Origin of the sequence: Bacillus sp. AP50, from assembly GCF_040492675.1 — a bacterium.
In the GTDB taxonomy this organism is placed as follows: Bacteria; Bacillota; Bacilli; order Bacillales; family Bacillaceae_G; genus Bacillus_A; species Bacillus_A cereus.
This window is the reverse complement of the sequence record NZ_JBEUTW010000447.1, coordinates 1-10,271: the sequence shown is the minus strand read 5'-3', so window position 1 is coordinate 10,271 and position 10,271 is coordinate 1. Positions and strand designations below refer to the sequence as shown.

Below are 10,271 nucleotides of genomic sequence, written 5' to 3'. Positions count from 1 at the left end.
AACAATCTTTTTATCATCATCTACTACAACTTTAACAGAAGAGGAAAAAGAGTGTAGTTTAATGGAAACAATCTTTAACATTTTAACTGTTTTAGTTTTTGGGATAATATTTACCACACAATTAGCATTAACTACACTTTCTTTCATAGTAAAGAAGAATTGGAAAAAACTTAATATCTCTTTAAGTTGTGGTGTATTAAAGTTTAAAATAGAAGAGTAAGATTGAGTTTTGTACAAGGGAGGTATGATAGTGGTAGACTTGGATATTAAAGATGTCACAGTAAAGATGGAATTAAACGGTGTCTTTTGGAATGAGGATCGGATTGCTGAAATGAAGGTGACTACAAAAGAAGAGCATTCTGTTATTCTTCGTCTAGTAGTTGATTTAGAAAGTAAAACTATTAGGGCGACGAGTGCGGAAATAGTGAATGGATTCTGCCCTCTGTGCAAACAGAAAAGGGACGAATGTAGTGAACTTAATGACTTGCAAAACAAAATGGAAATTTTAGAAGAAGCCTACGATTGGGTGAGAGAACATCCGGAATATCGTTTTCAATTATCTTTTTACGAGTACAATAAATTTGAGGTAGTAAAGTGAAATTTGCATTTTAACAACTTATAGAAGGACTTGGTCAACTAGAAATATTGAAGTAGATATTTCTAATGGAAATAAGCCTGTATAACAAGGAAGGGATATATTTGATTCTGCAACAAATGTCATCTTGCATCAAAAAAATTTAAAAATAAACATGTTTTATTATAAAGCAGAAAAATCGATTCTTAGTAGAATCGGTTTTTAATATAAATAAAAGAGCGCTTATTAAAAGCGCCCAGTAACAACAGTTATATGGAAGTATTTATCCCGTAAAAGCCCGATTGGTGAGGGCTAATAATTAGTGGGGGATGAACAAAACCCCACTGATTAAAGTTTCACTTTATTCAATACCGCTCGGATCAAACGAATACTGCTGCTTATTCTCAATCCGCTCAATCACATCTTGCAGCTCATCTGGCTTCAGAAACTCAATAGGAGAGAAGCCTTTTTCAAATGTAAGTGTGTCTGCTTCAATCATAAGTACATATCGATCATTTACCTTCGCAATATGTATTTGATCCCCAAAATCCGCAAGCAACGCCTTCACAGAGATATGATCGGCTTTTAGTTTTAATTCCACTTCAGGAGCATGCTCGACGATTTGAGCGGTTGCTTCCATTACTTCTTCAGTTGAAAATTGTTCCATAATTTCGCGTTTCGGACTGGCAGCCCATACTTCCATCGCTTGGTCGAATTGTTCGCGTTCTTCCGTACCTTCTTCAAATACATCTTCAATTTGGTCGTATACCATGTCCATTACTTGTGTTTTCATAATTTCAGGCATAGAGCGTTCATATTCGACGAATTTTAAGAAGTCTTCAAAGTAGCGGGCATGTGATGCTTGATGTATTTTTAGTTCGCCTACTTCAACCATTCCTTCTTCAGGCATGTACGGATATTGGATAGATTTCATATTCTTTGTTGTGATGGCCATTTCAACGTTACGAATCAGTGTTGATTCATCAGAAATAGAAGCAACCTTTGGTTCAAAGTCGCATTTCATTACGAATACGAATGGATCATCAAAGTATTTGCGTAGTTTTGCCTGAGCAATTAAAAATACACCACCACGTACAGCGCTTGTGTCAAGATATGTATAAACGAGAGGTTCGCTCATATCTTTAAAGTTTTCTTTTGTTTCTGCAAAGCGAATACGATTAAAAAGGTTGTAATGAGGGTTTGAATCAAGTTCGTGCCCTTCTTCTACAATAAAGCGACCAATTTTTGTTGGGGCTTGTTCTGTTTTTGCATGACGTTCTACTTTTCGCTTCGATATTTTTAATAACTCACCATTCAAAAATTCTTTTAAGGAACTATCTTCATATTCTTCAGCGTCTAAAGTTTGAAAATGTTTGTAGCGTTTATCAACTGCTTCACCTTTTCCTTCTACTTGTACAACATAAAAGGAAAGATAATTTATTTCAAAATCCATATTTATCACCTTGTTTCATTTCATTAACTCTTATCAGTATAGAGATGGAAAAAACTTTCGTCAATTTATATAAGGAAGGGGAAGCCCCTTCCTTTATATAATCTTTATTTTCTCGATTAAAATCCGTCTTCTAATGCTGCGAATGGAATGTTTAGTCTGTTTTCTACTGTGCGTAAACGTTGGTTTAAGCGGTTTAGTCTACGTGTATGGCGCTCAACTGTATTTTCTAGTTGACGAACTCTTTGTTCAAGCTCATTTACGCGTCTTTCTAATTGACGATTTCCAGTGCCAGGAAAAGAGATTGGAAGTTGGAATTGTCTATTTTGGTCATATGGATTCGTGTGCTCTGCTTGATCTATATAAGATTGATATTGTGTTTGTAAGTCATACTGTGGTTGTTGGTACGCATATTGATTATATGGATCATATGGATTGTAGGGATACATAATAACATCCTCCATTTCTTTAAAATAGGTTGAATTCACCATAATGTATGTGCAAAAGCGGAGCGGTGGCACGGCAAATACCTATTTATGTTGACGGGATTTCTCTTTATCCCGCTATTTGCTGGGCAATAAGACCCCCACTGATTACAGTTTCACTTTATAAAAAATAGCTTGAGGGTTTTTGATTTGTATTTCTTTTGTGTAATGGTATATACTGGATAAAAGGGAGAGTTTACATAAAAGTTACAATTCTATCAAACTCAAACTTTTATGTAAATATGTATAGACATTTATAAAAGAAAAGAGTAATTTATATAGAGTGAAAAATAACTTGTAACATTTTATAAACATATTGTAAAATGATTGTAACAAAACATACATAAAAATGAAATAAATACATAATAGTGATGTTGGGGAAAGGGAGAGAGTATATTGTTCCGTAAAGTAAAGGGTATATTAGTTGGGGTGTTATGTGTAGCTATAATGAGTGGCTGTGGTGCAAAAGTAAGTGATGTTGCATTGGTAAGTGATATTGGTGGGCACACTGTAGAGGCTAAAGCAGAAGTACAGGATACTATTAGTTTAGTTGATGGTCGAACTGGTACTGAAGTGAAAAAATTAGATTTATCTAGTTTAGGCTATTTTGAAGATGAAGCGAAATTTAAAAAGTCTGTCACAAAGGTTGTTGGTGAGATTGGAAAAAGCGTCGACAAAAAAATGGTTCCTTCACGTATAGCACCTGATGGAAGTTGGCAAGAAGGAAAACCTTCTTATGAATTAATGGAAAAAGAATTAGTAGATAAATTGTTAAATGTTGGTATGTGGGATGCTACGTATCAGTTGCCGATCGTGGAGAAAAAACCAGTCGCAACATTAAGTGATGCGCAAGGAAATGGTGCGGTAATTGGTAGATATGAAACGAACTTAGGTGGTTCAACAGGTGGCCGTATTGAGAATATTCGTTTGTCAGCAGCGAGCATAAATGGAGTTGTGTTAGCAAAAGGAGACCGTTTCTCTTTTAATTCATTAATCGGTGATACAACACCAGATAAAGGATATCAATTAGGGAAAGAAATAGTTGATGGTAAATTAGTAGATGGATATGGCGGTGGTGTTTGTCAAACATCTTCAACTTTATACAATGCAGCAGATCAAGCTGGCCTGAAAATGGTGGAGAGAACTACACATTCTAAAACGGTAGGTTATGTTCCACAAGGAAGAGATGCTACAATTGCATATCCATATTTAGATTTAGTATTTGAAAATACGAATGATGCACCTGTGAAGCTTTATATGGGCATTCAGGGTGGAAAGCTAGTTGCTGAAGTACATAAAATGAGATAAGAGTTATAAAGCCACCTTTTCTGAAATTTAGAAAAGGTGGCATTTTTATTATGAAAATAAAAATGTATATAAATTCTGACTTTTCTTATTTACATAGGATGATTTTAGTTGTATCCTTCATAGTAACGGTTATATGTAATGGAAAAATATAGGGATAAGGAGATGGAGTTATTCATGGTACAAATTCATCCGAAAACACGTATTGGTCATGTTGAATTTAAAGTGAAAGACTTAGAGCGTCAAATTGCTTTTTATGAGAATGTTGTAGGATTAGAGGTAATTAAGCAAGAGGGGAATAAAGCATATTTATCTGGAAAAGGTGGAAAGAACGCGTTACTTGTTCTTGAAAAGTTAGAGGACGGGGTACTGCAAGAACCGCGTACGACTGGTATATATCATGTAGCCTTTTTAGTTCCGACTCGTGAAGCTTTTGCTTCTGCGCTATTTGGGGTTCTTCGTAATAAGAATGTAATTGACAGCCCGGATGAGCAAGAAGGGCGTTATACATATTCAAATGAAATTTTACCAATTTCAAGGTTTAATAGTGCAAGTGATCATACATATAGCGAAGCTTTTTATTTGCAAGATTTAGAGGGGAATGGTATTGAAATTTATGCAGACCGTCCGCGTGATCAATGGGGAGAAGGGTCAGGAGGAAGTACACCACTTGATTTAAAAGAATTGGCGACACTCGTTGATTATGAGTTTGATGGTTTGCCTGCTAATACTGTCGTTGGGCACGTACATTTACGAATAGCTGATGTAGAGAAATCACATGAATTTTATGTGGAAACAGTAGGTTTTGAAGTACAACAGCGTGAAGAGGATTGCTTATTTATTTCAGCAGGGGGATATCATCACCATATTGGTGCAAATACGTGGAACGGAGTAAACAATCCACACCCACCAGTATATGCAACTGGACTAAAGGTATATGCTATTGTACTACCGCATAAAGAAGCGTTAGACGAAGTGAAAGAAAGATTAATAGAAAAACAACATGAAATAAATGAAACTACAAATGGGTTTGTGGTGGTAGATCCAAGTGGTATTACAGTGCAGTTTGAAATAGAAGCAGTGTAAAATAAGCGAGAAAGTGTATAATCACTTTCTCGCTTATTTGTGATTATTCATAGCTCAATCCAATATCTTCTTACTATATTCCCATCTTCCTCAGTGAAATCATCATCACGAATCCCGCCGTTATGCAAAATCGTTTTTTCAGAAGCGGTATTCACAGCGTCGCAAACGACAAGTACTTTCGTGATGTCTAACTCCTTCGTTTTTTCTAATGATAATGCTAGTAACTTCGTAGCATAACCTTTTCTTCTTTCAGAAGGGCGAATGCCATAACCAATGTGACCGCCAGCGTTAAATAAATGTTTGGTTAAACTATGACGTATATTAACAGCTCCCACAATTTTATTTTCATCTGTAACAAGCCAATATGTAGAGTCTGGTACCCAAGTTTCAGGGATATTTATTCCGTTATGCGCATCGAGAAGTTCTTGAACCATAGCTGGGAAGTTGGCAGGATTTTTTGAGATAACCCACGGGATCATTGTTTCACCGCTATCTTTCCATTCGTTATAGAAATCTAAGTATTCTTCTTGTAAATCAGTAGTAGGTGTGAGTAATGAGACGTTCATTGTTAGTAAGCTCCTTTATTTATATAGTTTTTATAAAAAATTACGATACAAAGTGAAAGCGTTTTCCATAGTTTCTCAACCTAATTTCACGTAATTCATCTTTGATTTTTTAGAAAATTAGTGAAGGTTTAAAATTAGAAGTTATTTATTTTATGTTAATATTTTAAATATTAACATAAAACGGTCGGAGTATTAAGTATATTTTAGCGGTACCCTTATATGTAAATAAAAGGATGTTTGTGATAATTTTTGTTTTATCTATCTATAATGAATGAAAGGGGGAAGTGCCCGTGAGTGTAGATTTTGATTTTATTATACGAATCGGTGTTGCTGGCTTGTTAGGAGCAATGATTGGTATTGAAAGAGAAATTCGATCGAAAGAAGCTGGATTAAAGACTCATTTCCTCGTAGCGGTAGGAAGTGCGTTAATAATGGTTGTTTCGAAATATGCCTTTTCAGATATTGTGTTTGAAGAGCATATGTCTCTAGACCCAAGTCGTATTGCAGCACAAGTCGTTAGTGGAGTTGGTTTTTTAGGTGCAGGCACAATTATTATTCAAAAGCAGGCGGTGAAAGGATTAACGACCGCGGCTGGTTTATGGGCTACTGCCGGCATAGGATTAGCAATTGGAGCGGGAATGTATGTAGTAGGTATTGGAGCGACGATTCTCGTTTTAATTGGTTTAGAAATTGTAAGTCGTATTTTTAAGGTGCAATTTTTATTTCCACAAAATATAACAGTGCAAATGTTTGTAAATAAACATGAAGCGGTACAACAAATATTAGAAACACTACAAGTGAAAGGCATCCCAATACTCTCATATGAGGTGGAAGCTTCACAGCAAAGTACAGAAACTGTTTATAAGGTAGGGATGCAACTGAAAAATATATCGTCAGAAGAAAAGAATGAGTTTATTCAGCATATGCAAACATTACCGGAAGTTACATTTATAAAGTTAAAATCATAGTGTTGAAAACGAGGATAGATGTAGCAGGAATTTTGCTATTATCTATCTTTTTTTGATATAAAATGCACGGAAAGTCAAGCGTTAATTTTATATGGAATGGATATATGTGTGAACGTTACCTTATTTTTTCTCAATACAGGACAAAAAGTAAAAATAGTAAAATAATGGAGCGGGACACTAAAAATGTAAGGTAGGGGAGAGCATGAAAGGCTATTCAAAGAAAATGTTAGTAGGGGTAAGTTTTGCTAGTTTAATGTTAGGGAGTTTTCAAGGGGTAAGTTTGGCAGAAGATACTAAGGGAGAGCAAGTTTCTTATCGAAATGTGCTCAAAATGGAGCCAGTCGGTGTACAACTACCAGTACAAGAATTAGCTCATTCATCGAAAGTGCTCGAAAGCAAGTCTTTTGAGAAAAGGTTACAATTTGCCGATTTATCACAAAGACCACCTGAGGTGAAAAAAGGAAGTAAGCAATTAGCTGTAGCGAAAACTTATACAATTGCCGAATTAAATCAATTAAGCAATCAGCAGTTAGTAGATTTACTTGTAACAATTGATTGGGAGCAAATTACGGGGCTATTTCAGTTTAATACAGACAGTCTAGCATTCTATCAAAATGATAGTAGGATGCAGGCGATTATTGATAAATTGAAGCAGCAAGGACAAGCCTATACGAAGGATGATTCAAAAGGGATTGAGACATTAGTAGAGGTATTACGTTCAGGATTTTATTTAGGATTTTATAATTCAGAACTTAGTAAATTAAATGAACGGAGTTATCATGATAAATGCTTACCTGCATTAAAAGCGATGGCTAACAATTCAAATTTCAAGCTGGGTACATTAGAGCAAAATAGAGTGGTATCATCATACGGAAAGTTAATAGGAAACGCTTCAAGTGATGTGGAAACGATAACATCAGCTGCAAAGATTTTTAAACAATATAATGATAATTTTTCTACATTAGTAGATAATCTTTCAGCTGGAAATGCTATTTACGATATTATGCAAGGTGTTGATTACGACATTCAATCGTATTTGTACGATACGAGGAAAGCACCGAAAGATACAGTATGGTATCAGAAAATAGATAGTTATATTAATGAATTAAGTCGTTTTGCATTAATGGGAACGATTACAGAAAAAACCGGTTGGCTTATTAATAATGGCATTTATTATACAGGTAGACTCGGTATGTTCCATAGTACAGGAACGAAAGGGTTACAAGTTGTAACAGATGCGATGAAAATGTATCCGTATTTAGGGGAGCAATATTTCGTAGCTGCTGAGCAAATTGCAACGAATTATGGCGGAAAAGATGCAAATGGTAAAGTAGTGAATTTAGATCAAATAAGAGAAGATGGAAAGAAGAAATATTTGCCAAAAACGTATACGTTTGATGATGGGGCAATTGTTTTGAAAGCTGGAGATAAAGTGACAGAAGAAAAAGTAAAACGTTTATATTGGGCGGCAAAAGAAGTAAAGGCACAATTCCATCGTACGGTTGAAAGTGATCAACCTTTAGAAAAAGGAAATCCTGATGATGTATTAACGATGGTTATTTATAATAGCCCAGCAGAATATCAATTTAATCGTCAATTGTACGGTTATGAAACGAATAACGGTGGTCTTTATATAGAAGGAACAGGTACGTTCTTTACTTATGAGCGTACGCCAGAAGAAAGTATTTATAGTTTAGAAGAATTATTCAGACACGAGTTCACGCATTATTTACAAGGTAGATATGAAGTACCAGGGTTATGGGGACAAGGGAAAATATATGAAAATGAAAGATTATCTTGGTTTGAAGAAGGAAATGCTGAATTTTTTGCAGGGGCAACGAGAACGGATAATGTTGTACCGAGAAAGAGTATTATAGGAGGATTATCTTCAAATCCAGCAGAGCGTTATACGGCAGAGCGAACGTTAAATGCAAAGTATGGAACGTGGGATTTCTATAATTATTCCTTTGCTTTACAATCGTATATGTACAATAAGAGATATGATATGTTCGATAAAATACATGATCTTATTAGGAAAAATGATGTAACAGCATATGATGCATATCGCTCTACATTAAGTAAAGATGCGAATTTAAATAAAGAATATCAAGACTATATGCAAATGCTAGTTGATAATCGTGAGAAATATAATGTGCCATTAGTATCAGACGATTATTTAGCGAATCATGCATCGAAGCCAGTTTCAGATATTGCAGCAGAAATAACAGCGGAAGCAAAATTGAAAAATGTATCAGTGAAGAAAAATAAATCACAGTTCTTTAATACATTCACAATACAAGGAACATATACAGGAACTGCAGCAAAAGGAGAATATGAAGATTGGAAAACAATTACACAAAACGTTAATGATACGTTAAAACGTTTAAGTGCAAAGGAATGGACAGGCTATAAAACAGTAACAGCATACTTCGTAAATTATCGCGTGAATACATCAGGACAATTTGAATATGATGTTGTGTTCCACGGTATTAATACAGAAGAAGGTGCAGAGAATAAAGCACCAGTTGCAGTTATAAACGGTCCGTATAGCGGAAATGTAAATGAAGCAATTTCATTTACAAGCGACGGATCAAAAGATGAAGACGGGAAAATTACTTCGTATAAATGGGAGTTTGGTGATGGAGCAGTAAGTAATGAGCAAAATCCAACTCACGTATATACAAAAGAAGGAACGTATACGACGAAATTAACGGTAACAGACGATAAAGGAGCAACTAATACTGCTACAGCGACTGTAACTGTTCAAAAGAAAGAAGATAACAGTGTAGAAAAAGAACCGAATAACTCATTCCAAACAGCAAACAAATTGCAGTTAAATCAAGTTTTACGTGCTAGTTTAGGAAATGGCGATACAAGTGATTTCTTTGAAATTAATGTGGAGACTGCTAAAAACCTTCAAATTAACGTAACGAATGAAAATAATATCGGAATGAACTGGGTACTTTATTCTGAAGCAGATTTAAATAATTATGTTACGTATGCTCAGCAACAAGGGAATAAACTAGTAGGTAGTTACTATACGTATCCAGGGAAGTATTATTTACATGTGTATCAGTATGGCGGGGGGACAGGGAATTATACGGTGGAAGTGAAGTAGTAAAAGGGGAGTTGTCTTTTTCAATGAATGGAAAAAGGTCTGTACTTTAATGAAAAAACAACTGCAGGCAATGTCTCTAATGATAATAACAAATTAAGTGTCGCGAGATGTTATATTTATATTAAACCAATCTAATCAGTAAATAAGATAAAATCGATGAACTAGTATTTCATCACGATGTAAGAAAAGTTATAAATATTAAGTGTTTTTAATTGAATTAAACTAAAGGATCAGAGTGTATCTGTAACAATAGATAGGCTCTGATCCTTATTATATTTAATTAACGCATATGAATTTAAGATAATTAATAAGTAAGCTAGCTAGCGGGATTCTTAAAATTCATTTATGTAATTAACTAAACAGAAAATTGTTATCACATTAGCAAGGGATACTAATAGAAAAGCGTGTCCCTTTACCTAATTCACTCTCTATTTCTATATCTCCGTTTAATTCTTTAATAATACTATAAGCAATCATAGTACCAAGCCCAGTTCCTTTTTCTGTTGTTGAATAGAATGGCAAAGCAATTCGTTTTATTTGTTGAGATGACATCCCAATTCCTGAATCAATAATATCAATCATGATATTTCCTTTTACTTTTTGTATATTTATTTGTAATAATCCACCATTTTTCATAGCCTCAATTCCGTTTTGGATGATGTTGTTTAGACAGAGTTTGAATTTTTCGGGGTCTCCATTTATATAAAAGGAATCTGTAC

The 10,271-nt window shown here is 34.7% G+C and carries 10 protein-coding genes; 6 read left to right on the top strand and 4 right to left on the bottom strand.

The features are described from left to right. Together ABWK52_RS24360 and ABWK52_RS24355 are read left to right on the top strand one after the other, a co-directional pair. Positions 1-220 (top strand): hypothetical protein (locus ABWK52_RS24360; RefSeq protein ID WP_353772193.1); only part of this gene is annotated, 220 nt, incomplete at its 5' end. A gap of 30 nt (positions 221-250) precedes the next feature. Further along, positions 251-598 (top strand): hypothetical protein, encoded by a 348-nt coding sequence (locus tag ABWK52_RS24355; protein WP_000227983.1) that lies wholly within the window; start codon positions 251-253, stop codon positions 596-598. 337 nt (positions 599-935) lie between these two features. Here ABWK52_RS24355 and ABWK52_RS24350 read toward each other — a convergent pair whose 3' ends face one another. Both ABWK52_RS24350 and ABWK52_RS24345 read right to left on the bottom strand, forming a co-directional pair. Next, positions 936-2,027, bottom strand: a complete 1,092-nt coding sequence (locus tag ABWK52_RS24350; RefSeq protein WP_000345046.1) for a DUF3900 domain-containing protein — start codon at positions 2,025-2,027, stop codon at positions 936-938. A gap of 116 nt (positions 2,028-2,143) precedes the next feature. Then, complete coding sequence (locus tag ABWK52_RS24345; RefSeq protein ID WP_000283715.1) at positions 2,144-2,473, bottom strand: hypothetical protein; 330 nt, start codon at positions 2,471-2,473, stop codon at positions 2,144-2,146. A gap of 432 nt (positions 2,474-2,905) precedes the next feature. Here ABWK52_RS24345 and ABWK52_RS24340 point away from each other — a divergent pair, with 432 nt between their 5' ends. Both ABWK52_RS24340 and ABWK52_RS24335 read left to right on the top strand, forming a co-directional pair. Beyond that, positions 2,906-3,817 carry a VanW family protein gene (locus ABWK52_RS24340; protein WP_000488972.1) on the top strand — a complete coding sequence of 304 codons (912 nt, stop codon included), beginning with the start codon at positions 2,906-2,908 and terminating at the stop codon, positions 3,815-3,817. 174 nt (positions 3,818-3,991) lie between these two features. Next, entirely contained in the window at positions 3,992-4,900 is a 909-nt protein-coding gene (locus ABWK52_RS24335; protein ID WP_000249877.1) for a VOC family protein, read from the top strand. Positions 4,901-4,947: 47 nt separating this feature from the next. Here ABWK52_RS24335 and ABWK52_RS24330 read toward each other — a convergent pair whose 3' ends face one another. Beyond that, positions 4,948-5,466 carry a GNAT family N-acetyltransferase gene (locus tag ABWK52_RS24330; protein ID WP_001103121.1) on the bottom strand — a complete coding sequence of 173 codons (519 nt, stop codon included), beginning with the start codon at positions 5,464-5,466 and terminating at the stop codon, positions 4,948-4,950. A gap of 290 nt (positions 5,467-5,756) precedes the next feature. On the opposite strand from ABWK52_RS24330, the gene ABWK52_RS24325 reads away from it, so the two are divergent. Beyond that, on the top strand, positions 5,757-6,434 hold the full coding sequence (locus ABWK52_RS24325; protein ID WP_000109721.1) for an MgtC/SapB family protein: 678 nt from the start codon (positions 5,757-5,759) through the stop codon (positions 6,432-6,434). Positions 6,435-6,636: 202 nt separating this feature from the next. Next, complete coding sequence (gene colA, locus ABWK52_RS24320; RefSeq protein ID WP_098542295.1) at positions 6,637-9,552, top strand: collagenase ColA; 2,916 nt, start codon at positions 6,637-6,639, stop codon at positions 9,550-9,552. A 378-nt stretch (positions 9,553-9,930) separates the two neighbouring features. Here the strand turns inward: colA and ABWK52_RS24315 are convergent. Continuing rightward, positions 9,931-10,271 (bottom strand): ATP-binding protein (locus ABWK52_RS24315; RefSeq protein ID WP_353772192.1); only part of this gene is annotated, 341 nt, incomplete at its 5' end.